The sequence below is a fragment of the Nonomuraea aurantiaca genome, from assembly GCF_020215705.1.
GTDB lineage: Bacteria > Actinomycetota > Actinomycetes > Streptosporangiales > Streptosporangiaceae > Nonomuraea > Nonomuraea aurantiaca.
This window is the reverse complement of record NZ_JAIWNB010000025.1, coordinates 1-22,216: the sequence shown is the minus strand read 5'-3', so window position 1 is coordinate 22,216 and position 22,216 is coordinate 1. Positions and strand designations below refer to the sequence as shown.

29 protein-coding genes and 1 pseudogene are annotated in these 22,216 nt (G+C 65.0%); 16 read left to right on the top strand and 14 right to left on the bottom strand.

Annotated elements, in window-relative coordinates:
- Positions 1-17: 17 nt before the first annotated feature.
- Genes LDL49_RS41890 through LDL49_RS41880 form a run of 3 tightly spaced genes read right to left on the bottom strand, consistent with a single transcriptional unit; the run spans position 18 to position 1,856 of the window.
- Positions 18-404, bottom strand: coding sequence for a VOC family protein (locus LDL49_RS41890; RefSeq protein ID WP_225300276.1), 387 nt, complete (start codon positions 402-404; stop codon positions 18-20).
- Positions 405-767 carry an MFS transporter gene (locus LDL49_RS41885; protein ID WP_225300274.1) on the bottom strand — a complete coding sequence of 121 codons (363 nt, stop codon included), beginning with the start codon at positions 765-767 and terminating at the stop codon, positions 405-407.
- A gap of 21 nt (positions 768-788) precedes the next feature.
- The gene (locus tag LDL49_RS41880; RefSeq protein ID WP_225300272.1) at positions 789-1,856 is read right to left on the bottom strand and encodes a glycerophosphodiester phosphodiesterase family protein; all 1,068 of its coding nucleotides are present in this window, start codon (positions 1,854-1,856) and stop codon (positions 789-791) included.
- Between the two features lie 466 nt (positions 1,857-2,322).
- Here LDL49_RS41880 and LDL49_RS41875 point away from each other — a divergent pair, with 466 nt between their 5' ends.
- The 3 genes from LDL49_RS41875 to LDL49_RS41870 are packed head-to-tail and all read left to right on the top strand — an operon-like array spanning position 2,323 to position 3,202.
- A complete protein-coding gene (locus LDL49_RS41875; RefSeq protein WP_225300270.1) occupies positions 2,323-2,568 on the top strand; it encodes an SRPBCC family protein in 246 nt (81 codons plus the stop codon).
- The gene (locus LDL49_RS57565; protein ID WP_263656192.1) at positions 2,565-2,696 is read left to right on the top strand and encodes a hypothetical protein; all 132 of its coding nucleotides are present in this window, start codon (positions 2,565-2,567) and stop codon (positions 2,694-2,696) included. Before LDL49_RS41875 ends, LDL49_RS57565 begins: the two co-directional genes overlap by 4 nt.
- The gene (locus LDL49_RS41870; protein ID WP_225300268.1) at positions 2,693-3,202 is read left to right on the top strand and encodes a DinB family protein; all 510 of its coding nucleotides are present in this window, start codon (positions 2,693-2,695) and stop codon (positions 3,200-3,202) included. The genes LDL49_RS57565 and LDL49_RS41870 overlap by 4 nt, the downstream gene beginning before the upstream one ends.
- An 86-nt stretch (positions 3,203-3,288) precedes the next feature.
- Here the strand turns inward: LDL49_RS41870 and LDL49_RS41865 are convergent, their stop codons facing one another.
- Positions 3,289-3,846: a GNAT family N-acetyltransferase gene (locus tag LDL49_RS41865; protein ID WP_225300266.1), complete on the bottom strand. Its 558-nt coding sequence runs from the start codon at positions 3,844-3,846 to the stop codon at positions 3,289-3,291.
- Positions 3,847-4,088: 242 nt separating this feature from the next.
- Here LDL49_RS41865 and LDL49_RS41860 point away from each other — a divergent pair, with 242 nt between their 5' ends.
- Positions 4,089-4,295 (top strand): hypothetical protein, encoded by a 207-nt coding sequence (locus LDL49_RS41860; RefSeq protein ID WP_225300263.1) that lies wholly within the window; start codon positions 4,089-4,091, stop codon positions 4,293-4,295.
- Positions 4,296-4,317: 22 nt separating this feature from the next.
- Entirely contained in the window at positions 4,318-4,515 is a 198-nt protein-coding gene (locus LDL49_RS59430) for a VOC family protein (RefSeq protein WP_225300261.1), read from the top strand.
- 32 nt (positions 4,516-4,547) lie between these two features.
- Here the strand turns inward: LDL49_RS59430 and LDL49_RS41850 are convergent, their stop codons facing one another.
- Both LDL49_RS41850 and LDL49_RS41845 read right to left on the bottom strand, forming a co-directional pair.
- The gene (locus LDL49_RS41850; RefSeq protein WP_225300259.1) at positions 4,548-4,721 is read right to left on the bottom strand and encodes a hypothetical protein; all 174 of its coding nucleotides are present in this window, start codon (positions 4,719-4,721) and stop codon (positions 4,548-4,550) included.
- A 152-nt stretch (positions 4,722-4,873) separates the two neighbouring features.
- A complete protein-coding gene (locus tag LDL49_RS41845) occupies positions 4,874-5,242 on the bottom strand; it encodes a VOC family protein (protein ID WP_225300257.1) in 369 nt (122 codons plus the stop codon).
- 63 nt (positions 5,243-5,305) lie between these two features.
- Here LDL49_RS41845 and LDL49_RS41840 point away from each other — a divergent pair, with 63 nt between their 5' ends.
- On the top strand, positions 5,306-5,764 hold the full coding sequence (locus tag LDL49_RS41840; protein ID WP_138720978.1) for a MarR family winged helix-turn-helix transcriptional regulator: 459 nt from the start codon (positions 5,306-5,308) through the stop codon (positions 5,762-5,764).
- A 251-nt stretch (positions 5,765-6,015) separates the two neighbouring features.
- Positions 6,016-6,426, top strand: coding sequence for a hypothetical protein (locus LDL49_RS41835; RefSeq protein ID WP_225300255.1), 411 nt, complete (start codon positions 6,016-6,018; stop codon positions 6,424-6,426).
- Positions 6,427-6,608: 182 nt separating this feature from the next.
- On the opposite strand, the gene LDL49_RS41830 is transcribed toward LDL49_RS41835, so the two are convergent.
- On the bottom strand, positions 6,609-9,125 hold the full coding sequence (locus LDL49_RS41830; RefSeq protein ID WP_225300253.1) for a DUF262 domain-containing protein: 2,517 nt from the start codon (positions 9,123-9,125) through the stop codon (positions 6,609-6,611).
- A gap of 352 nt (positions 9,126-9,477) precedes the next feature.
- Between LDL49_RS41830 and LDL49_RS41825 the strand changes: the two genes are divergently transcribed.
- Complete coding sequence (locus LDL49_RS41825) at positions 9,478-9,897, top strand: DUF3592 domain-containing protein (protein WP_225300251.1); 420 nt, start codon at positions 9,478-9,480, stop codon at positions 9,895-9,897.
- Between the two features lie 139 nt (positions 9,898-10,036).
- On the opposite strand, the pseudogene LDL49_RS41820 reads toward LDL49_RS41825, so the two are convergent.
- Positions 10,037-10,489: pseudogene (locus LDL49_RS41820) on the bottom strand (YceI family protein).
- An 84-nt stretch (positions 10,490-10,573) separates the two neighbouring features.
- Entirely contained in the window at positions 10,574-11,002 is a 429-nt protein-coding gene (locus tag LDL49_RS41815; protein ID WP_225300248.1) for a VOC family protein, read from the bottom strand.
- A 323-nt stretch (positions 11,003-11,325) separates the two neighbouring features.
- Between LDL49_RS41815 and LDL49_RS41810 the strand changes: the two genes are divergently transcribed.
- From LDL49_RS41810 to LDL49_RS41800, 3 genes are all read left to right on the top strand, one after another.
- Positions 11,326-11,874, top strand: coding sequence for a hypothetical protein (locus LDL49_RS41810; protein ID WP_225300246.1), 549 nt, complete (start codon positions 11,326-11,328; stop codon positions 11,872-11,874).
- Positions 11,871-12,131 carry a helix-turn-helix domain-containing protein gene (locus tag LDL49_RS58735; RefSeq protein WP_225300244.1) on the top strand — a complete coding sequence of 87 codons (261 nt, stop codon included), beginning with the start codon at positions 11,871-11,873 and terminating at the stop codon, positions 12,129-12,131. The genes LDL49_RS41810 and LDL49_RS58735 overlap by 4 nt, the downstream gene beginning before the upstream one ends.
- A gap of 237 nt (positions 12,132-12,368) precedes the next feature.
- On the top strand, positions 12,369-13,184 hold the full coding sequence (locus tag LDL49_RS41800) for a CPBP family intramembrane glutamic endopeptidase (RefSeq protein ID WP_225300242.1): 816 nt from the start codon (positions 12,369-12,371) through the stop codon (positions 13,182-13,184).
- Between the two features lie 141 nt (positions 13,185-13,325).
- Here the strand turns inward: LDL49_RS41800 and LDL49_RS41795 are convergent, their stop codons facing one another.
- Positions 13,326-13,607: a hypothetical protein gene (locus LDL49_RS41795; RefSeq protein WP_225300240.1), complete on the bottom strand. Its 282-nt coding sequence runs from the start codon at positions 13,605-13,607 to the stop codon at positions 13,326-13,328.
- 1 nt (position 13,608) lies between these two features.
- The gene (locus LDL49_RS41790) at positions 13,609-13,791 is read right to left on the bottom strand and encodes a hypothetical protein (RefSeq protein ID WP_225300238.1); all 183 of its coding nucleotides are present in this window, start codon (positions 13,789-13,791) and stop codon (positions 13,609-13,611) included.
- Positions 13,792-13,956: 165 nt separating this feature from the next.
- Between LDL49_RS41790 and LDL49_RS41785 the strand changes: the two genes are divergently transcribed.
- The 4 genes from LDL49_RS41785 (at position 13,957) to LDL49_RS41770 (ending at position 19,532) form a co-directional block, all read left to right on the top strand.
- Complete coding sequence (locus tag LDL49_RS41785; RefSeq protein ID WP_225300236.1) at positions 13,957-14,211, top strand: GntR family transcriptional regulator; 255 nt, start codon at positions 13,957-13,959, stop codon at positions 14,209-14,211.
- A 348-nt stretch (positions 14,212-14,559) separates the two neighbouring features.
- The gene (locus LDL49_RS41780) at positions 14,560-15,510 is read left to right on the top strand and encodes a YDG/SRA domain-containing protein (RefSeq protein ID WP_225300234.1); all 951 of its coding nucleotides are present in this window, start codon (positions 14,560-14,562) and stop codon (positions 15,508-15,510) included.
- A gap of 121 nt (positions 15,511-15,631) precedes the next feature.
- Complete coding sequence (locus LDL49_RS41775) at positions 15,632-18,697, top strand: DEAD/DEAH box helicase (RefSeq protein WP_225300232.1); 3,066 nt, start codon at positions 15,632-15,634, stop codon at positions 18,695-18,697.
- A 565-nt stretch (positions 18,698-19,262) separates the two neighbouring features.
- A complete protein-coding gene (locus LDL49_RS41770; protein ID WP_225300231.1) occupies positions 19,263-19,532 on the top strand; it encodes a hypothetical protein in 270 nt (89 codons plus the stop codon).
- A gap of 60 nt (positions 19,533-19,592) precedes the next feature.
- On the opposite strand, the gene LDL49_RS41765 is transcribed toward LDL49_RS41770, so the two are convergent.
- The 3 genes from LDL49_RS41765 to LDL49_RS41755 form a co-directional block, all read right to left on the bottom strand.
- On the bottom strand, positions 19,593-20,120 hold the full coding sequence (locus LDL49_RS41765) for a transposase (protein ID WP_372470617.1): 528 nt from the start codon (positions 20,118-20,120) through the stop codon (positions 19,593-19,595).
- Positions 20,117-20,638 carry a helix-turn-helix domain-containing protein gene (locus LDL49_RS41760; protein WP_225300229.1) on the bottom strand — a complete coding sequence of 174 codons (522 nt, stop codon included), beginning with the start codon at positions 20,636-20,638 and terminating at the stop codon, positions 20,117-20,119. The genes LDL49_RS41765 and LDL49_RS41760 overlap by 4 nt, the downstream gene beginning before the upstream one ends.
- 377 nt (positions 20,639-21,015) lie before the next feature.
- Positions 21,016-21,162 carry a hypothetical protein gene (locus tag LDL49_RS41755; protein ID WP_225300227.1) on the bottom strand — a complete coding sequence of 49 codons (147 nt, stop codon included), beginning with the start codon at positions 21,160-21,162 and terminating at the stop codon, positions 21,016-21,018.
- Positions 21,163-21,605: 443 nt separating this feature from the next.
- On the opposite strand from LDL49_RS41755, the gene LDL49_RS41750 reads away from it, so the two are divergent.
- Entirely contained in the window at positions 21,606-21,938 is a 333-nt protein-coding gene (locus LDL49_RS41750) for a hypothetical protein (RefSeq protein ID WP_225300225.1), read from the top strand.
- Positions 21,939-22,216: the final 278 nt, after the last annotated feature.

The window sequence follows — 22,216 nt, the reverse complement described above, 5'->3', positions numbered from 1 at the left end:
GGTTGCGTGACAGGCCACTAGATCGCCCGGCCGGTCAGGTCGCGGGTGAGTAATTCCATAAGGTGGCCGTCGGGGTCAGGGAAATAGACGCCGCGGCCGCCGGTGCGGGAACGGTAGATCTCGCCCTCCTGTCGGCGATGGGGATCGGCCCAAAAAGTGAGGCTGGCCGCACGAATCCGCTCGAACGTCGCGTCAAAGGTGTCCTCGGAGACCAGGAACGCGTAGTGCTGTATGGGGTTGTCGGCGAGATTCATGTAGTCGAGGGTGACGCCGTTGCTCGCGGTGAGCGGGGTGAACCGGGCGACGTCAGGGCTGATAGGTATGCCGAGGATGCCGGCGAGGAAACCGGCGGAAGCATGCCTGTCACGGGCAGGGACGATGGTGTGATTGAGCTGGATGGACATTTAACTTTCCTCTTTCGCTGTCTGTGCGTGGGTCGTCTGCTTGTGCTCGATGGGTTGTCGTCGTCCGGGGATGAGGAGGTAGATGAGCACGGCCATGGCCGCGAGTAGGCCGGTGGCCCAGGCGGTCGCGGTCGAGTACCCGTGGACGAGCGCTGCTCGATGCAGGCTCGGGGCGGTGCGGTGCGTGGCGAGGTAGGTGGCGGTGGCGGTGACCGCGAGCGTGTTCAGGATGGCTGTGCCGATGGAGCTGCCGACCTGGGTGGCGGCGTTGATCACGGCGGAGGCGACGCCCGCGTCTTGTTGGGTGACGCCGTGGATGGCGAGCTGGAAGGCTGACGGGAACAGTCTCGGTAGGCGGAACAATGCCGCGTGCCCGAGAGGGAGTCAGCGGGGCTGGTAGGCCTTCGGCAGTCGCATGTCGCGGTCGGCCATGATCTGCCGGACGTGGTTGGGGTAGTTCGTGATGATGCCGTCAACGCCCATGTCCATGAGGGCCTCTATGGTGGCGGGGTCGTCACAGGTCCACGGGATGACCTTCAGGCCCCGGGCGTGCGCCTCCGACACCATCGCCTGATCGGGGTAGAAGCGGAAGCCTGGGTCACCGACCTTCCCACTCTGCGGGAAGCCGTAGTTCGGAGAGAGGGCCGTGACGCCAGGGACGGCGGCAGCCGCCTTCACGAAATCGCCTTCGTAGTCGTCGACGTCAATGCCGCCGAGCCACGGGGAGGCGCCGGGCTTGCCGATCTGAAGGAAGTCGTAGTTCGTCAGCGCCACCAGCGGCCACGTCGGTGCAAGCCGGTGCATTTCCAGCAACGCACCCCAGTCGAAGGACTGGATGGTGACCTGGCGCTCGATCCCCGAGGTGTGGATCTCTTCGAAAACCCGGCGGACGAACAACTCGCGAGGCGCGGTCTGCTCGGGCGCGCCCGCCTCGACCTTGGTCTCGATGTTGAGCGTGACCTGCTTGGCGCGGTAGCTCTTGACGAGGTTCAAGACGTCCTTGAGCTCGATCATCCGGAAGCCCTTGATCTGCTCCTGCTCAGGGAAACCGGGCAACTGCTGATACCCGCAGTCCATGGTCTTGATCTGAGCCAGGGCCAGGTCCTTGATGTACTTTCCGACGTACGGGTACAGCGGATCGCCGGGCGTGACCGGTGCGGTGTCGCGGCACTTCTGGGCGCTGATCTGCCGGTCGTGGTTGACGACGACCTTCTCGTCCTTGGTGACATGGGTGTCCAGCTCCAGTGTGCTGACACCGAGCCGCATCGCCTTACCGAACCCCTCCAGCGACTCCTCGGTCGTCATGCCGATGCCACCGCGGTGGGCCTGAAGGTCGAAGTGAGTCTTCTGGGGCAGCACGCCGGGACCGTCGGCCGTTGACGCGTGGGCAGCTACTGGCGCGGCGAGCGCGGGCACAAAGGCCAGGCTCACCAGGACATGACGAAGGTGCATGAGGAGGCTCCGCTGCATCAGGTCTATCGGGCCTCACGACGCTAGATCGCTGGCCAACCCCCCGTAACGACCATGGCGTGATGGGGGCGTGAACCTTCGCGAAACGCGCAGAAGGCGGCACCCAGGCGCGCCCGATATCGGAATCGACGCAGCGACACCCTCCAGCATCGGCAACGAGACCGAGATGCTCTGCGATCCGCAGGACCCGACCAGCGGCGGAGTCCGCGGACGATCTGGAAGTGGATGAGGGGTCTGCGGTGGTGGCGGCAACGGCCATCGTTGCGGCGGTTCGCCGGGTAGCTGGGTCAGTCCTTGATCGCCGTCCAACCGACGGCATGGGGTACTGGTTCAGCGGGAGTCTGCGCGGGGCGGGGCCCGTACGTCCTCGGCGAAGCGTTGTCGTACCCCCGGTGTAGCGTCCCGATCGGAGTCGGGTTCATGCTCTGCGGTTGACGGAGGCGCGCGGATGACAACTACGACAGGCGAGGCCGTGGTGGTGGCGTTCCGGCGCATCGAGGCCCCTGCGGAGGAGATCTTCCGGATCCTGGCCGACCCCGGACAGCATCCGGACCTCGACGGCTCGGGGATGCTACGCGGTGGCGTCTCCGACGCCGTGGTCTCGTGCACCCGGACACACCCGTGCCCGGGGCCGCGTGGGGCCACCGGTGGATCTTCGATCTGCTCCCGGACAGAGCCGGGGCGACGGTCGTGATCGAGACCTTCGACGGTTCGCGCATGCCGGAGGACAAACGCGCGGAAGTGGACAGCGGGGGCGCCTGGTGGCAGACGCAGATGGCGAGCACCCTGGAACGCCTCGCCGAACTGTGCGCCGCCCGGTGAACGCCGAACTCGACGCCCTCAAGGGCGCCCTGGACCATCAGCGCGAGCACGTCCTCGGGATCCTCGAAGGACTCTCGGAGCAGGATCTGCGACGGCCGGTGCTGCCCAGCGGCTGGAGCTGCCTGGCATTGCTGCGCCACCTCACCCTGGATGTCGAACGCTTCTGGTTTCCCGGGGTGATCGCGGGCGAACCGGATGTGGCCGGACAGCTCGCGGCAGGCGGGGAGGCGCACTGGTACGTACCCGATTGGATGAGCACCGAGAAGGTCTTCGCCGACTACCGGGCGGCCATCGCGCGTGCGGACATCGTCCTCACCGCCGCCGAGCCCGAGCAGGAGCCCGCCGCCTGGCCTGTGGAGATCTGGCCGACCTGGCGGCTGCCCGACGTGCGACACATCATGATCCATGTGCTCGCCGAAGTCGCCTGCCACAGCGGCCACCTGGACGCGGTGCGCGAACTGATTGACGGCACCACCTGGCTCGGTGGCAACCCCTACGTCGGCTAATTTAGGTCAGGCGTCCCGTCGTACCTGACGCAGTCCCAGGCACCTGACGTATGCGGTGATGTCGCGTCGCACCCATCACGTGATCGCTACAGTGATGACCTTCTGTCGGCGTCTTCAGCCGTGGGGTGGTTGTCGGCGGTCGCCCCCATGGCGATCATCGAGAAGACGGCCAGGTCATGAGCCTCGCACCCCTCCCGCTCGGCGATCCGCAGTGTGCCCTCCCGCTGGTATCCGGCCTTTTCGGCCACCCGCAGGGAAGCGGCGTTGTCGAGGCGGGAGTGCAACTGCACGCGCCGCATCCCGCCGTCGATAAGCGCCCACTGTCCAACCGCGCGCGCTGCCTCGGTCGCATAGCCGCGATCTCGCTGACTGGCGTGTATTCCGTAACCGATCTCGGTGCAACCAGCTTCCCAGTCGGTGTCCCGCAACCCGATACTGCCGACGATCTTGCCGGTGGTCTGCTCCACTATCGCCAGGTGTACGCCCTCGCCGTCCAGTCGCCGCTGGTGCACTTTGTCAGTCAGCCACCCGTCCACGTCAGCGACCGCCCCAGGGGAGCCCGGCGGCAGCGCCGTTCGATCCCCGGCCGCCACGAATGCCGCCACAGGTACAGCATCCTGCGGCCCGAACTCACGAATCTCCAACCCACCGGAGATGATCTTTACTGGAGGAAACATGGTGTGCAGCGTAAGTCCTCACCCAGTGCGCGGTGTAGGGGATAGCGCCCGTTCGGGGCCCCGCCGAGCTGAGAGGATCCACTCGCGCTACCGCCGAGCTCGTAGGCGGCTGGCTGAGCGCGTGTTCGGCCGAGCGCTCACGATTCTGCGAGCCGGAAGTGCGGAATCGGCCCGCGCACCCGATCGGCTTGTGAGACAGGATGGGAAGGGTGACGATCATGCCTCCCGGCCGCCCTCCACGGCCGCCCGCGCCGCCCCTTTTCTGGAAGGTCTCCCTGACGGGCGCGGCGGTCTCCCTCGTGCTGGCGGTCTATGCGGCGCTCATGGACAACGTGCAGGCCATGACCGCCCTGGCCACGGCCGCCGCCGGGTTCGCCGTTTTCTTTATCCGGGCCTACGTCCGGGCGCGGCGCTGAGAGGCTAGCTCCAGATCGAGACGTGCACCGGCGGGCGGAAGCGGCTGCGCGGGATGCCGTCGTCCGGGGTGCGCATGAGCTGGGGTTCACTGACCTGGGAGAACCCCGCTACGCCGGATTCCGTGACGCGCCCCGCTTCCACGTGGACATCGAGACCGACGACGTCGAAGCGGAGACCCGGCGCCTGCTCGCCCTGGGCGCGAGTGAGGTGGCGCAGTAGCAGGAGTGCCGCACCCTGCGCGTCCCCGGCGGTCATCTCATGTGCGTGCTGCCCGTGGAGAGCGACCGCGCGGTGTTCGAGTCCGAGGCCAAGACCTGGCCCTGAGCCTCCCGCTGGTAGACCAGGCGAGTGGGGGCCCGGGTGGTGGCGTAGAGGACCTCGCGGGTCAGGGCGTTCGCGAACTCGTACGCGCTGCCGCACACCACCAGCAGCCCCTGACTCGCCGGGTAGGCGTGTCGCCCTCCGCAAGAGCCGGAAAAGTGATCACCCTTGGTAAACAAACGTCGCCTGGATTCTCGAGCCTCGGGCGCAACCGCGGTCTCGGGGGGCCGGTGATCGTCCGGTGGCCTTTGGCCTGTCAGGCGCGGTCGTGGAGAGTGATCTGGTAGCCGTCGGGGTCGGCGAAGGTGAATGTCCGGCCGAAGGGGCCGTCGATCGGTGCGGAGACGATGGTGTGACCGTCGGCGACCAGGGCATCGTGAATGGCTTGGACGTCTGTGGCGTGGAGCCAGATCGCGGCACCGATGCCGGGCTGAGCAGCGGATGCGAGATCGGTGCCGGGAACGATGTCGCGGAGTGCGAACGCGATCGGCTTCGTCTCGAAGACGACGGCGTGCGGAGGTCCGGTCTGCGAGCGGACGAGGCCGAGGTACCGCTCGTAGAACGCCTGCGAAGCGTCCAGGTCGCGCGCTTGGAGCGAGATGAAGTCGGGGCCGGTGGCGGGCATGATGATGCTCCTTCTCTTCGTGTCAGATTTCTGACACAGGAGAATCTATGTCAGAATACTGACATGAGTCAAAACGGTGTCGGCGTCGACCTGGAGACGTCACTGGGCTACCTGCTGAAGGAGGCGTCGAGCGCCCTCCGCGCAGCCATGGAGGAGGTGCTGCGGCCGCTCGGGATGAGCGTGACGCACTACTCCTGCCTCGAGCTGCTGGCTCAACGACCGGGCTTGTCGAACTCCGAGCTCGCGCGGGGCGCGTTCGTGACCCGGCAGACGATGAACGTGCTGCTCCAGGCCCTGGAACGAGACGGCTACGTGACCAGGCCCGCGGAGGCACCCGTCGGGAAGGTTCTTCCCACGCGGCTCACGCCTCGCGGCCGACGGAGCCTCGAGAAGGCGACCGTAGCCGTCCGGTCCGTCGAGGTCAGAATGCTGGCCGGCATGACCGAGACCGAGCAGTCAGACGCGTTCCGGATCCTGCGGAGCATGATCCATTCCTTGCGCGATGGCAACGACGGTGCATAGCTCGTTCCCCGGCGCACGTCTCGTCGCGCTCGGACAGGAGTGCGGCCGAGCGTGAAAATCCGTGCGGGCGACCTCGAAAACCGACGGACCCCGACTGCCGCTCGAGACTGCGCGTGCGGGAGACGGCGGGCATCGTCACCGGGGCGGCTGGTTCCACAGAGTCTGGACATACAGGGCGATCCACCCCGATGATCAACTTTGTGGCGGCCGGGAAGGCTGCAGCGCACAAACGCACAACCTAAGGAGAGATCGTGAAGTACAGACTGATTCTCGCTCTCGCAACACCGGTCCTTGCTCTCGGCTTGGCCGTTCCTCCCGCTCAGGCAGCAGCCCCACAGGAATTGTCGAAGATCATGGCCGACGTCGTCGCGGCCACCAAGGGCGGCGGAAGCACCTACGGCGAGGCTCACTACGGCGATAGCGGAGGTCCGTACCTGAAGGTCGTGGACTTCACCGACCGCGGTGGCTGGCGGATCAGGGGCAGCATTGAGAAGTTCTACCGGGGTGAGTGGGTCCAGGTCTTCCAGTGCACGGCGGCCGATGGGGACTTCACGACCTGCCGGCACAGCATTCCCGGCGGGACTCTGATCAGGGCTCACGTGTGGGCGTACACCGGGAGCAGCATCGCGTACCACGGCTACAGCGCCCAAACCCGCGTCTGAGATTCTGACGCATCCTGCGGCGGACCGGCGCGCCCGCTGTGACGTTCAGCCAAGATCAGATCGACTGCAGTTATCCGTCTTGGGCGCGCCGACAAGAACCAGCGCACGGCGACGCCCAGCACGACGGGAACGAGCCTGCAATCGCGGCCGCTCCTACGATCCAGAGCGGGGCCGAAGACGACTCAGTCAGCTACCCGCGCGGTGAACCAGTCGAGAACAGCGACGATGACGTCGAAGACCGCCATGTTGGCCAGCTGGGTGTTCTTGATCGAGGGGTAGAGCTCCAGCTTGGCCACAGGGATGTCCACACCCGGCGCGTCATTGAGCCGCTGCCGAAGCTCCTCACGCAATGCCGGGTCGTCGAAGGGTGGCCGTTTCTTGAGTGTCCCGAAGGGGATCTCGAAGGTCTTGGCGTAGAAACGAATGACGTTGGCCGGCTTTCCATCGATCTTGACGATCGGCGCGCAGGAGGCACCAGCGGCAGTGCCGTACTGCACCTCGCCGCCGCGTGTTCGCCAGTGCTCCAACACCCGCTGGACCGCGCCGGCAGCCTGCGGGCCGCTCTGCTCGTTGAGCTGGCGCACGAAGCGCTGCTCATGTTCACCGACGACCTCCAGGTCCGTGTCATGCTCCCCCGCCAGTTCGGACTCGGCCAGGTCCTCGGCGGCGGGCAGACCGAGCAATTCGGCGAGCTCGCGCACGCTGACGTGCTGATCGGCGACCGCACGGCCGGACTCGTCGAGCGTGATGCCCTCGGCGCGCAGGACGTCACGGATATCGCGTTCGTCGTCCGGGTCGCTCCAGCGGAAGCCCTCAGACACCTGCCCGGACTTGGTGAGCACCCGGTGGGCATTGAGGACCTGGACCGTAGCCAGATGCACCCCCACGGGAACCGCGTGTGAGCCGATCAGCTCGGCCAGATCCGAGTAGGAGGTCCAGGTGGCGGGGGGCAGGGCTGCCAGGGCGTTATGCAACAGGGTCCAGTCGCGGGAGGCGGCGCTGCCCCGGTCGGTCTCCTCGGGGCCGGGCCAGAGGACGATCGCCCGCTCAGCCAGCCGATCAGCGCGGGCCAGGATTTCGGCTTTGCCCCAGCGCTCGCAGGTGGCGATCTCCTGGTTCATCACCAGCCCGCTCTGTCCGAGCTGCGTACGCTTGGTGGCGAACGAATTGTTGCTCAGCTCGGAGTTGTAGCCGCTCAGGGTGAGGTTGCCCAGGGTGTGTACCAGCTGCCGGTGCAGTAGATCGGCGGCATCGCCTTCACCGGACAGCTCGTTCAGCCAGTCGGCGGTCATCGACTGCGGCAGGACATGCTCGATGGTGATCCGCTTGTCGGCCAGGTCCACCCGTTCCTTGCTCCCCAGCGACTCCTCGATGCGGCGCAGGACCAGCTTCTGCTGTGCCGTACGGCCCTGCCAGTAGAAGGCACGGCTGCGGATCTCCTCGCGTAGCTGCGCATCGGACGGCCAGTACAGGCGGGCCGGTGACAACGCGGCCCGCACCGTCTGCGGCACGTCCTCCTCGGCGGTCAGTTGTACGGCCAGCCGCTGGAAGATGCGGTTCAGATTGCTGGTGGTCACCCCGGCGATCAGGCGGCGGACCAGGAAGCTCTCGACGTACAACAGCGCTTGGGCTGCCTCCTCGTCGGTGATGAGATCGTCCTCACGGAACTCCAGCAGTCGCATCGCCAGCGGGTAGGCGGTGGAAGCCTGCCATTCCTTGAGGAAGCGCAACCGCGCCGCGACCAGCGAATCGCCCTCCGGGTTGAGGATCTGCTTCAGATGACGGGCACGGCGGTGCAGATCCTTGACGTACTGCTCGACCTTCGCCTCGTCGCCCGCCAGCTCCAGCAGGAGCTGCTGGTGGCCCCGGTAGACGGCGTTGTACTGGGCCTCATCACCCTCCTTGAGGACCAGCACCAGGTACATCAGCTGTTCCAGCGCCTTGGGATCGAGTAGGTCCTGGGTCGGCTTCCAGTAGTCGTCGTAGACATGCTGTCCGAGCGTGGGAAGGCACATGAACACGTAGTTGCGGATCAGGTCGACCTGGCTGAGTCGCATCCCCGTGTTATTGATCGACTCGAAGATGCGAAAGGCGTTGTCGTCCTTCTCCACCAGGATCTGCACCAGATTGAGCCGGTCCAGGAGCACTGTCTCCACCCGGTCGATGTCATGGGGATCGGCCGGGTCGTCGAACTCCACCAGCATGGTCTTGAAGAACTGGTACGCGTTGCCGACCAGGCTGTCGGTCTTACCCTCCGGCACCCCATCGACACAGGCCTTGAAGGCCGCCCGGTCCCCCTGCGTGGGCAGCAACCGATAACGCATCTCACCACGCTGGAACTTGTTGATCAGGTGCAACTCGTCGATTCGCTCCCGGTGTCCCGGGTCCTCGGCCACCAGGTGGTCGCGAATCGCGCAGAGTGCCAACATCAGCGTGGTCAGTCGTTGCTGGCCGTCCACCACGATCCATTGAGACCGGCTCGGCGCCAGCTCCGGCCCTGGGGCCAGCACCACAGATCCCAGGAAGTGACTGGGGGCGTCCTGCTGCCCCTCGGCCAGGACGTCAACCTGGGTCTTGAGGTCGGCCCACAGCTGGACGAGTTGTGGGCGTTCCCACGTGTATTGGCGCTGGTAGAGCGGGACCAGCAACTGCTGGTCTCCCTGGATGAGCTTGCGAAGCGTGGTCTCGGTGGCCTTCACGTCGTCTCCCCTAGCTCCCGGGTACTTCGCGATCAGCCGAGAAGCACGATGGCCACGCCTCGATCGGTCAACTCGATGACGCAGCTGTCAACAAACCAGCTGTTAGGCGCGCTCTTCTCGGCTGCACCTGCAACATCAACCGAAAGTAGCTATCGCCGAGCCATCCGCATCCGTTACGCGTGCGCAAGGCAGCCAACACATGACCGTGCTGGGTGCCGACCTTGTCGGAACGTGTGACCGCATCGCGCCCAGAGCCACCGCTACGCCGACGCCGAGTTCCTCATCGACTGACAGCGGGAACCTACGGTCTTCTAGGACGTTCTAAGATGCAGGCGACCCAAGGAGATCCGCGTTGAGAGATCTGTTCCCATATCTTCCGCTGCTGTTCGTGGCGTTTGGAGCAGTGATCATTCTAAAGTCGATCAAGGGAATCATCGACGGCAAGCAGTTCGTCCGGCAGGCGCAGCGGGTGCCAGGCGTGGTCAGCGACGTCCGGACCACGTTCGTGGGGCAGGGGGAGAACTTAAGGGCGACGCAGTGGCCGGTTCTGACCTTCACGACCGTGGAGGGGCAGGAAATCACCACCGAGGCAGCGACCCCCTCTGGCCTTGGCATCGGCAACGAGACCGAGGTGCTCTACGACCCGCAGGACCCGACCAGCGCCATGCCCGCGGGCAACGCCGACGTCGGCTACAGCGGAATCGTCATCGGCCTGTTCTTCTTCTCTGCCTTCTCTCGTATCCCTGGTTCCTCTAGTTTCTCTGGCTTTTGACGGCTGCCCAGATCAAAGCCGTGGCGCGGGTGGCAGGGCGCTTGCCACCGCCGACGCCCGTGCCCAGCCAAGCTGCCGCCGCGGCCGCTTGTGATCAGGACTGTAGAGTTGAACTGCGGATCCAAAGCCCTGGTCAACGTCAGACTGTGGGTTCGAGTACGGCTTGGATGTCGAGCTGGACGGTGACCTTGTCGCCGACGACGACCTTCTGGCCAGCCCCGGCAGCGCCTACGCCGAAGTCAGACCGGCGGATCGTCGTCGTTGCCGAGAACCCGATCCGCTGCTCGCCCTGCAGTCCGGTCTCATCAAGGCCGAGGAACTCGACTTCCATGGCGATGTCGCGCGTGATGTCGCGGATCGTTAGCTTGCCGCAGAGTTAGGGCAGTCCGTCGTTCACGGCCAGGCCGGTACTTTCGAAGATCATATCGGGATGCCGGTCGACGTCGAAGAAGTTGGCGGAACGGAGGTCGTCGTCACGCATCCGGACTCCGGTGTTCACTGAGCTCATTGCGATCGTGGCGGTCGCGGAGCAGTCGCTTGACCGTTCGGCGGCCGTCACGAAACCGGTGAACTCCTCGAAGGTCCCGCGCACCTTGCCCATCAGATGGCGAACCGAGAACCCGATGGTGCTGTGTGCTGGGCTTCCCCTCGTAACGTGTACAGACGGATCGGCGCGTCACCCATCGGAGTCGCCCCCGTCGTCCGGCCAATCGGCTGCGGTCATGCCGTCGGCGTGGCCGGGAGGCCACTGGACGAGTTCGATCCGGCGGCCGTCCGGGTCGGCGGCAAACGCCGTCTCCAGGCCGTCCTCACTTTTCTGACCTGGGCCGACGGGCTCGATCCCACGTGAGGCAAGGGCATCCAGAATGTCCGCCATCGACTCGACCTTCACGACGAGGTGGCTCAGATCGGTGCCGCTTTCGACCGGCTTGCCGTCGTGAACGAGTTCGAGGGTGACGAACTCGTCGTCCGGCAGCTTGAGCATGGTGAGATGCCCGATCGGCGTCTCGGGCACGCTCCCGACGACCCCGTAGCCGATGGCCTCATAGAACGCCAGCGACCGTGCGAGGTCGGCCACTCGCAGCCCGACGTGCAATGTTCTCATCGCGACTCCTCCGTCTTGTGCAATCAGCGTCCCGCGACTGCGGTTCTCACGGGTATCCCATATTTCTGGGGTCCGGCAACGCTTGACCATGGTCTACGCCCAGGCGATGCGCGAACGGGTCCGCGACGACCTCGTGCGACTGGTTCACCGCGGGATGCCCGTGGAGCACTACTGGCGCGCGGTGAGCGATGCCCTGAATGCCGCGGTGCCGTCGGAGGGTTCCTGCCTGATGACCATGGACCCGGCCACCATGCTGCCCGACTGCGGAGTTCGTCGAGAACGGGCTGCCCGCGGATTCGATCAGTCGGCTCGTCGAGATCGAATTGCGCGAACCGGACTACACCAAGTGGGTCGACATGGCGCGCGCGGGCACAACCGCGGCGAGCCTGAGCGACGCTACCGCAGGCGATCTCGACCTCAGCCGCCGTCAGCGAGAGGTCCGACGTCCCGCGGGCTATTCCGACGAGCTTCGGGTCGTCCTCTCCAGCAGCACCGGCACGTGGGGCGCGCTAACCATCTTCCGCGAGACGGACGGCCCATACTTCTCGTTGTCCGAGGTTCGGCTCCTTTCATCGCTCACCGGGTTGATCTCGGACGGACTGCGCCGGGCGCTCCTGCTGGATGATGCGTGTGCCGACCGCCTTGACACCGGAATGCTCGTACTGGATCCCCAGGACGGTGTCGACCTCGCCGATCGGGAGGCCGAGCACTGGGTCGACGAACTCGGAATCGGGGAACGAGCCGGCACCAGGCTGCCGCTCGTGATCCGCTCCGTCGCCGGCCGGGCTCGTGCTATCGCCGGCAGGGGGAGCGGGTTGCCGACGTCGGGCTGGCCCGAGCGCGCGTCCGAACTCGGACGGACCGTTGGGTGATCGTCCGTGCGTCCCTGTTGGGCGAGGGCCCGCTGGCGCCAGTCGCAGTGCTGCTCGCAGTGGCCCGGCCGGCCGAGATGGCACCTTTGCTGGCCGACATGTACGGGCTGACTCAGCGAGAGAGGCGGGTCACCGAACTCGTCGCGCAAGGGCTGCCGACCAGACAGATCGCCAACCGGCTTCACATGGCGGCTTACACCGTTCAGGACCATTTGAAGTCGATCTTCGCCAAGTCCGGCACCGGTTTCCCGGGGTGACTTGGTCGCCCGCCTGTTCTTCGACCAGCGCGCCACGTCCCTGACCGCTCCGTCGGCGGCTCCGGACGACGACGCTCCTGGAGACAATTCCGATCCCCGTCGAACCCTCGACGCGGGAGCGGCCCGATAGCTCCCGCCCGGTCCGCACCCACCGTAACCTGCACCTTTCACGGCGACTCGAAGCCGTATCAGGTCCATGTCAGCTCCGTGTTTGGTCGCGGGCCCACGATTCTCGGCATGGACACATCAATGCAGCCCCCGGCCGGCACCCAAGGCGCCCAGCCGAAAGGCTTCGTCGCGAAGCTCCTCGCCGACCGTCACTCCGTCCCGCTCTCCATCGCACTGCACCTAGTGCCCGGCGCGGTCATCGTCGCCGTGTACGCGTTCATCGCCGCCCCCCTGGTCCGGACGATGAACTTCCCGATCTTCATGGCCTGGGCCATCGCCCTCGCGGTTGTGCTCTTCCCGCTCCAGCTATTCCTGCTGTGGCTGGGCAAGAAGCAGAACGGCCGCTTCACGATGAAGGGCGTCGTCCACTACCGCGACAAGCCGCTCTCGCGCGGCAAGGTCTTCTGGCTCGGGGCCGCGTGCCTCGTGTGGATGACCGTGGTCTCGCTCTCGCTGACCCCGCTGGACAACATCGTCTACGACTGGTTCTTCACCTGGGTGAACTACCAGGGCGCCGGCCCCGACGGCACCGCCTACCTCCAGGGCTACTCGCAGGAGCTCGTGCTCACCACGCTGCTCATCTGCGCGCCGTTCACCGGCTTCACCCTGCCCCTGCTCGAGGAGTACTACTTCCGCGGCTTCCTGCTGCCCCGCCTCCCGCAGCTCGGCAAGTGGGCCCCGTTCTTCAACACCTTCTTCTTCTCGGTGTACCACTTCTGGGCCCCCTGGACGGTCCTGTCGAAGCTCGTCTTCCTCTACCCGGGCGTCTGGCTCGCCTGGAAGAAGCAGGACATCCGCATCTCGATCACCATGCACCCCGGCTCGACGCTGCTGATGACCGTGGGCGGCATCATCGCCCTCGCCTCCGGCGCCTACTCGATGTAAGACCGCCCGAAACGAGGCCCACCGAGAGGACTCGTGGCCGTGTACCGCGATCGTGATGGCCGACTACCAGGAGAAACTCGTCTCCGTCCACAGGGCGGTCTTGCCCCGACGCGCATTAGGACACCGTCCGCCGTGCCAGTCTCATCGCGCCTCGCCGCGCAGGATCCGTTCGTACAGACTCCTCGCCGCCGCGGTCAACATCCACGCGGTTTCGTAGGTGGTGCCCTCGGCGCGGTCCGTTCGGCGTACGAACCCTTGGCCACCGGCGGCGCACAGCTCGTACAACGTCCTGCCGCACTCGCAAGAATGCGAGACCACGCGGATCCACCGTGCCCGATCGGTTGGTGCGTACCAGGTCAGCTTTACGTGGTTGGCCTGCGGAGGCCCGAAGTGCGGGCCATGGAAGTCAGGGATCTCCGTCATGTCACGCGGTTCTCCCCTCGAAGACCTCGACGAGGTTCCTGAGCGCGACGTCGACACGGGCCATGACGAGTTCGTGGATGTAGTTGCTTCCTGGGGGCAGCTGATAGCCGTGTTTCTCCAGCACGGCCTGGACCTCCGACATCAGGTGAGGTGCGAATCGCTCATCCGTGGTTGGGTTACCCATGGGTCGGACCTCCCGTGTCCGATCAAGAGCCCGCCTCGGCGCTTCCATCGCTGGGGCGGGCTCGTCGTTTCTCTGCAGCGTACGTGCAACTCGTTCATAACGTCTAGTACGTCTAGCCCGTACCAGGCGTAAGTCCCATGACTACTCGTCTCTAACGTGTTGTCTGTGACAGTCGACCAGCTTGACCCGACGCCGATCTATGAGCAGTTGGCGGGGATCATCAGAGAGAAAATCAAGGCCGGCGACTTGGCGGAGCGGCAGCTGGTGCCTTCCGAGAGTTCGCTGCAGCAGAAGCACGGCATTGCTCGTGGTTCAGTCCGGCGTGCCATGGAGCTCCTGCGAGAGGAAGGCTGGGTCGTCACGATCCAGGGGCGGGGGACCTTCGTTGCACCCCGGGAGAACTGGCCCGGCAAGCCGTAGATCCACATCGACACGCTTCCAGGCCGATCCCATGGAGCGTCCAGTCGCTTGACGAGCAGTGAGGACACGGCTTCTTCTTCGCCAGGCTCTCCATCATCGACATCCTTCCGGGGGCGAACCCCTGATCTCAGATGCCCGTCAAACCGGATCAAGCACATCCGGTCGCCTCCCGATCGGGCTGAAGACAGGTGAGCAAGGAACCGAATCTGGATCAACGTTCGTCCCGGCAAACGAACAGGACACCTTCCCTCGACCGTGTCACATCACGGAGGTGAGCGGCCACCAGAGATGTCAGCCACGTAGGCTTTTGGGAAATCCTGATTGCCAACACGAGATGACCCTGTCTGCTTGGAACCATTTGACGCCCATGTTAGTTATGTCGACATGGCGAGGATCTTTGGGCACATTAAGGGCCAACCCGCAGGGACGAAGTACGTGAATCGGCGGGCGCTGCACGATGCGGGCGTCCACGCTCCGCTCCAGGCAGGCATCTCGGGAACAGGAAAAGACGGCGCCGACTCCATCGTGGTCTCCGGCGGGTACGTGGACGACAAGGACTACGGCGACACCATCGTCTACACGGGCCACGGCGGTCGCGACGCAGACACACGCCGGCAGGTCAGCGATCAGGAGTTATCCGATCCGGGTAACGCCGGATTGGTCCGCAGTGAACTCGAGGGGCTGCCCGTCCGTGTGGTCCGGGGCCGTAACCCTGACTCGCCTCATGCTCCTGCCTCGGGCCTCCGGTACGACGGCCTGTTTCGCGTGGAGTCCCACGGGGCGAAGGTCGGCATCGATGGATTCCGGATCTGGCAATTCACCCTAGTCAAGCTCCCAGACGAGGCATCTACGACGGCAACGCCCCCTCCTCTTCAGAGCACGCTTGATGGGGTCACGAACACCCCAGGCCCTGCCCCGGTGATCGAGACCGTGGTCCAGCGAATCGTCCGCAGCACCAAGGTTGTCCAGCAGGTTAAAGCCTGGTACGACCACGAGTGCCAAATCTGTGGGCTGGCAGTAGAAGTGGCCGGCGGCCGCTACAGCGAGGGAGCCCACATTCAGGCCATCGGCAGTCCTCACTATGGCCCCGATATTGTCGAGAACATCCTCTGCCTCTGTCCGAACGATCATGTGCGGTTCGACAACGGAGCTATTTACCTGTCCGATGATCTCAAGGTGATCGAAGCCCGCACTGCTCAGGTCAAGGGGACCCTCATCGTGAACCGGTCGCATCGGATCAATCCGCAGTATGTAGCTAACCACCGTGCACGATGGACAACAGGTACAGCGCGCGGATAAAGCTGCGTCAGCCTCGATCTCTCGTGATCCTTGGATGGTCGCCTGAGGTGTTCGACTGCTGAGCTAGGCGGCAAGCCGTTTACACCTTCACGTCGCCACGCCACGCCTTATAGTCGCGGGCGTGAGTGATCTCGAGCCGGGCGTCTACGAACACCTAATCACCCGTCAAGTGGGCGCCCTGCTACGCGCAGTCCCTGACCGCGAGCTCATCGACCGACGATCATTGAATATCGCCGATTCCCACGAGACGCTGGCACGGCATCTGGCCGCGCTAACGCGCCGGGCGCTGCGCGCTGTCCGAGGAGAAACCGACGCAGCACGACTGGCCCGACAGGTCGAGATCGTCAACCGTATCGCCGATCTAATCGGCTACCTCGTGCCCGAGGCCGCCGCACCTGAAGAACTCGTGGAGGCCGCCGAGGAACTACTGGCCTTCGCGAGAAGCCGGAACGCAGCAGGGCAGGTACGATTTCCGGCGCGTCCGGTGATTCCTCTTACAGGCAGTGCGTTGCTGGTAAACGGCAGGGGCCAACCAGAGATCGGCCATGAGCTCAAGCACGAGCTGGCCTCTGCAGATCGCGTGGACCTGCTGTGCGCCTTCGTGAAATGGAACGGCGTACGGGTGCTGGCAGAGGCGATCGAGGAATTCTTGGCGCGCGGCGGACAACTAAGGTTGGTGACCACCACCTACATCGGCGCCACCGACCGCCTCGCAGTGGACCGGCTGGCCGCCATGGGCGCCGACATCCGCGTCTCCTACGACACCCGGATGACTCGCCTACACGCTAAGGCGTGGCTGTTCCGCCGGAAGTCAGGCTTGTCCACGGCCTACGTGGGCTCCTCGAACCTGTCCAAGACGGCTCTCAGTCATGGCCTGGAATGGAACGTACGGCTCGCCCAAGCAGAGCAGCCACATCTGATCGACACCTTCGCGGCTACCTTCGACGACTACTGGGGCGACCCCTCGTTCGAGCCGTATGACCCGGCGCAGGATGCCGAGCGGCTCGAACGTGCCTTGTTGGCTGAGCGCTCTGGCAGCGGACAGGTCGTTATCGACTTCGCCCACGTCGATGTCCGCCCTTACCCTTACCAGCGCGAGATCCTTGACGAGCTCGCCGCCGAACGCCAGATCCACAACCGATGGCAGAACCTGGTGGTCATGGCCACGGGTACCGGCAAGACCGTGGTCGCTGCCCTGGACTATCGCCGGCTACGTGACGCCGGGCAGGCTGACTCCCTGCTGTTCGTCGCCCACCGTGAGGAGATCTTGCGGCAGAGCCTGCTTACCTTCCGCCAGGTGCTGCGCGACGAGACATTTGGCGAACTGTACGTCGGCGGCGCGCGCCCCGAGCAATGGCGGCACGTGTTCGCCTCGATCCAATCTCTGCACGCCAACCCGGTGCCAGAGACGGATGCCTTCGGCGTATTAATCGTGGACGAATTCCACCATGCCGAGGCTTCGACCTACCGGCGCTTGCTGTCCACCGTGCACCCAAGGGTGCTGCTTGGTCTGACCGCGACGCCAGAACGCGCCGACGGGCATGACATCAAGCACTGGTTCGGCGGTCGGATCGCGGCCGAGCTGCGGTTGTGGGAGGCACTCGAGCGAGGTCTACTCGCGCCGTTCCAGTACTTCGGAATCCACGACGGCACCGATCTGCGTCAGGTCGACTGGCGTCGGGGACAGGGTTACGACACAGGCCAGTTGTCCGGCGTCTACACAGGCAACGACCGTCGGGTGGCCGTTGTGTTGGAGACGCTCAATCGTAAGATCGGCGACGTCGGGCGAATGCGAGCCCTCGGGTTCTGCGTGAGCATCGATCACGCCCGCTTTATGGCCGACCGCTTCACCCGAGCTGGGCTCCCGTCGGTTGCAGTCACGGCGCAGAGCTCGCCGAGCGATCGTTCCCAAGCGTTGCGCGACCTGAGAGCACGCCGGATCAACGCAGTGTTCACCGTTGACCTCTTCAACGAGGGCGTCGATGTTCCAGAGATCGACACCGTACTCTTCTTGCGCCCCACCGACAGTGCCACTGTCTTCCTGCAGCAGCTCGGCCGTGGCCTGCGGCTGTCCGATGACAAGCCGTGCCTGACGGTGCTCGACTTCGTTGGCAACCAGCACAAACAGTTTCGCTTCGATCGGCGCTACCGGGCGCTCACCGGTGCCAGTCGTACCGGAATCGCCCGCGAGATCGAGCAGGGCTTTCCCACCTTGCCTGCCGGTTGCGTTATTGACCTGGACCGCGACGTACGCCGCCTTGTCCTTGAGAACGTACGGCAAGCACTCAGCCTCAATTGGAAGGACCTGTCTCGCGAGCTGCGCGATCTCGGCGATGTCACTCTGGCGCGGTTCTTGGACGAGACCGGACTGGATGTGGAGGACCTCTACCGACGGCGGCAGGGATGGGCCTCCCTCCGGTACGCCGCGGGCCTTGGAGCAGATACCCCAGATGAGCAGTTGGGCCGTGCCTTCAGCCGGATGCTGCATATCGACGACGTCGAGCGCCTCGCCTTCCTGACCGAAGTGCTGAACGGCCGAACTCCGCGCTCACCCCGCGAGCTGCGTCTCCTGGCCATGCTGGACGTCATGTTGTGGGGCGGTACCCAACCTGCCTCCGGCATGGAGGCCAGACTCGCGCAGCTCACCGGTGCTCGGGCTATGGAGCTTCGAGAACTAGCCGGCGTGCTGCACTCAGGGATTCGTCACGTTGCCCCGCAGCTGGACCCGATCGTGCCGTTGCACGTCCATGCCCGCTACAGCAAGAACGAAGTCCTGGCCGCATTCGGCGTCGACAAGCCCGCCCATATGCGCGAGGGCGTCAAATACGTTGAGGAGCACAAGGCGGACCTGTTTTTCGTCACCATCGACAAAGCTGAAGACCACTACTCCCCGACCACGCTGTACCACGATCGGGCGATCAGCGAGGAGCTGTTCCAGTGGGAATCGCAGAGCACCCTGCGCTCCTCCGCCGCAACCTCTCGCCGCTACCTAGCTGGCGAGTCCACAGTTCACCTGCTGATCCGCCAGTCCAAGCGTGACGAAGGGCTGGGCGCGCCGCCGTACACCTACGCCGGTCCCATGCGCTACGTCAGCCACGAAGGCGAACGACCAATCCGTTTCGTCTGGCGTCTGGACCACCCGCTCCCGCCCGACGTGTTCCACTATGCGAAGGCCACTGCCGGTTGAGTCGGACGGCGCGCAGAGCTTGGCTGATTACTGCGGGCGGGTGCTATAAAGCCGGGCATGGGCGACGCGGGCCAGGACATACCCTCGCGGCTCGATGCACCGACAGAATGATCCGCCGCCTGCCTGGCATCACCACCCTCACCTGGCGCAGTGGCCCGGCGCTGGGACTGTCGGCGTAGCCTGAGGGTTGGGATGCGCGGAGTGCTGGCACGGCTGGAGCACGCCAGGCGGCCGCGCACGCGCGGTCGAACGCTTACCCAGCCCAGCCACCGAGCTCGCCAGACAGCTGAACGCGGCCGAGAAGGTCTTGTCATGCCAAGATCACCCGCGAGACACTGCTGGAGATAACGACTGAGGATAACGCCCCAGGACGAACCCAAGGATGATCCTGGGGCCGGTCGAGCCGGTCCTGGCTGCTACCAGCAGATTCTGGCCGTTTTCGAACATGCACACGACGGTCTGCGCGCCAAGGACGCATGCCGCTCCCTAAACATCGGGCAGGAATCAGATTATCGAAGCCTGCGAATCGATATGGCCATCCGATCTACCAGACGACAAGAGGCGCATGGCTATCACATTGGAGGAATATTTTAAGAGCGCTAAAATTAGCGTAAACGATTTTCGCGAGATGGCACTTCGCCACCACGATCTAGTGAATGCACTCTCTCTTGGAGTAGTAGACAAAGCCCTTGGGATGATATTGCGCGAGCAAGGACAAGCCTTTATCAATGCATCAAGGAAACGTTCATTTGTCTTCTCGCCCGAGCTCGAGAGCTTCCTTCCTCCGTCGGCGACGGTCCCAGCCGAGCGGCAGATAAAACTAACACTTAGCTGACTGTTCGACATCGTCTTCATTGCTCCTGAGTCGGCGGCTAGAGAGGTTTAAAGGCTGAGGTTATGGCGGCTTGAGGTCGAGGCCGGTCTTGGCGATGAAGCCGCTGATCAGCTGGGGGCGGTACTGCATCTTCTTCAGCCGTGTCTTGATCAGACGGGCGAGTTCGTTCAAGGTCTTCTTGGCCAGGTTGGCCAGGGACCGTTTCAGATGGGCCCAAACCGCCTCGACCGGGTTGAGCTCGGGGGCGTAGGAGGGTAAACGGATGACCGTCAGCCAGGCGCGACGCTCGACCAGCTCCCGCATCCGCGCGCTGATATGGGTGTTCAAGTTGTCCCACACGAGCACGATCGGGCCGCCCAGTTGCTGGTGGGCGGCATCGAGCAGGGCTGCGTAGTCGGTCTCGGAGAAGGACTTGCGCTCGCCCTTGCGGCCCCGCCGCAGTCGGATCCGGTAGATCAGCCGGGGTAGCTGGCCGGGCTTGGTGGCGATCAACCCAGCGATCATCACCGTGCCCGACCCGCTGCCCGATACCGTGACCACCGGCGTCACCCCACGCCGCCCCCAGCTGCGGCCTTTCGGGGGTCTCAGGCCTTGACCGGCCTCGTCTTGGAAACAGAGCCAGGCGTCCAGGTCCGCCGCGGCTCTTTTCCCTCCGGCCAGACGTCGTTACGCCAGGCGGCGATCGCTGCATCGTCGCGCTCGACCGCCCGCCGGGTCGGCACCTGCCAGCTCCAACCCAGCCGATGCAGCAGATAGTCCAGCCCGCTCAGGGTGTAGGGCACCCGGAACAACTCCCAGACCAGCCCGGCGATCCGGGCCAAGGTCCAGCACTGATCCTCATCCCAGCCGTAGGCGGCCGGCCCTTCGTCCAACGCCGTCTGCAGCCTGTCCAACTGCGCCTCGGTCAGCTTGCACTTCTCGCCACCCGGCCCCTTGGACAGCAGCGCCTCCCGGCCCCCGGCGTCAAAGGCGCGACGCCAGCGATTGGCCGACATCCGGCTGATGCGAAACTCGACCGCCACCTGTGCATCCGTGGCACCCTCAGCGAAGCGGTCCACCGCCCGCATCCGCACCTGCTCCCGGCGAGCCCGCGCCTGCGCGGTCAACCCACCACCATCGGGATACCTCATCCCTCCGGCATAAACCCACCACGAACACTCGTCACGCAACCGGCCGGAGACATCTACATAACGTAACCCCGACGGTCAAAGCTCTCTAAGCGCCAACCGCTTCTTCCTCTGGACACGGGCTAGCCTAAGCTCGTCCGTTACCACCGCTCACTTCATCCTTACCTCGCTTCGTCGGGACGTTTGGGCCAAGCTCCTCCTGCCTCGGATCTTGCCACTGAATCACCATGGCGCGCGGCCGCCAAGAGTAGCTGTCCGCTACGCCTGGACTCTCGTCGCTACTGACGCTCTATCTGGACCTGCGGCGTTGCCGACGCCAGAATAATTCAGTGCCGCAACCACCTCTCCAGGCGGAATCAATGGGCGGCGACCACGGTCTTGAGGGCGACGATGGCCAGGCCGGGGAGGAGGTTGGCGATTCCGGAAACGACGACGACACCTCGGGAAGAGCCGATCTTGGCCGCGGCCGTGACGGCCCAGCCGACCATTCGCCACCGCGACACATAGCGCCGCCCAAGCCGCGACCGTGTTGGACATGCCCAGCCCAGACGCCAGAGCAGCGGCTATGGAGGGTGGGAACGACGCCTGGGCCAGCGACCATTCACGCCTGGCCACCGCCCGCAGATTCACCCAGGTGAGGGGCCTGGCGGGATACCCGGAACCCACCACCTGAACGTAGACATGGGTGATCCAGAACACCACCCCCGTACAGATCAGCAGAATCACCAGCTCCGCCGGGGACGACGGCCCGCCCTCCGCAGCAGAGCCGGCGACCACGGAAGCCGCCAGCAGCGACCCGTACACGGCACCCCGGAATGCACCCACGCCGATGCGCCAGGTGGTGCCCGGAGGGTGACGGGCCTGCCCACTCACTCGCGGTGATGGCCGCGCTGGCCGCTCCTGAGCCGACGGTCGAGATCGAAGGCATGGCCGCGGTGCCGCAGCGGTGATCTCTCGCCCGATCACCTCGGTATGGTTCCGAGAGCTCTTCCCCACGCTCCGTTCGACAGTCCGGCTCGACACCCTCGGCGCCTCGCCCGGCTCAAGGGGGCGACTGACCGACCAGGCGCGGGCGATCAGCCTATGGCGGGTAACCGACGGACCGGAATCTCACATCGTCGCGCTCCACACCGCCCAGGCCGACCACCTCGCCCTACGGCTGCGCGAGCACGGCGTGCGAGCCACCCTCCTGAGTGACCGGATCCGCTTCGGCTTCCACTACTTCAACGAAGAGCCGGACGTGGTCGCGACCGTGCGAGTCCTGCGTGGAGTCGGCTAGGACACCACTTGGCGGCCACGCTGCCAGACGGCGGAGATGAGCGGTACGCCGGATCGATAAGCCAGGTGGATGTGGAGGGAGGTCCAGCAGCATCGGGTCGGCATTCGGAAGACGATGACGCGCCGTGGGACCTCTGCCTTGTTGAGGCACTTGTCAACGACGGCCGAATTCTGACCCCCTGGCGTCGCCTGAATTTTGACCCCCTGATGTGCTTGATTGTTACTGGTCGTTGGTGTGGCCGGCTGTGGGAACGCGGCCAAGGTCGCGGTTTTTGAGGC

Bases quoted from the DNA above. Each gene is read 5' to 3' on its own strand.
- LDL49_RS41875 (WP_225300270.1), top strand. From the start codon at position 2,323: ATGACAACTACGACAGGCGAGGCCGTGGTGGTGGCGTTCCGGCGCATC.
- LDL49_RS41840 (WP_138720978.1), top strand. From the start codon at position 5,306: ATGAGTCAAAACGGTGTCGGCGTCGACCTGGAGACGTCACTGGGCTAC.
- LDL49_RS41770 (WP_225300231.1), top strand. From the start codon at position 19,263: ATGGCTATCACATTGGAGGAATATTTTAAGAGCGCTAAAATTAGCGTA.
- LDL49_RS41815 (WP_225300248.1), bottom strand. From the start codon at position 11,002: ATGAGAACATTGCACGTCGGGCTGCGAGTGGCCGACCTCGCACGGTCG.
- LDL49_RS41890 (WP_225300276.1), bottom strand. From the start codon at position 404: ATGTCCATCCAGCTCAATCACACCATCGTCCCTGCCCGTGACAGGCAT.
- LDL49_RS41795 (WP_225300240.1), bottom strand. From the start codon at position 13,607: ATGACGGAGATCCCTGACTTCCATGGCCCGCACTTCGGGCCTCCGCAG.
- LDL49_RS41800 (WP_225300242.1), top strand. From the start codon at position 12,369: ATGGACACATCAATGCAGCCCCCGGCCGGCACCCAAGGCGCCCAGCCG.
- LDL49_RS41790 (WP_225300238.1), bottom strand. From the start codon at position 13,791: ATGGGTAACCCAACCACGGATGAGCGATTCGCACCTCACCTGATGTCG.
- LDL49_RS41845 (WP_225300257.1), bottom strand. From the start codon at position 5,242: ATGCCCGCCACCGGCCCCGACTTCATCTCGCTCCAAGCGCGCGACCTG.
- LDL49_RS41880 (WP_225300272.1), bottom strand. From the start codon at position 1,856: ATGCACCTTCGTCATGTCCTGGTGAGCCTGGCCTTTGTGCCCGCGCTC.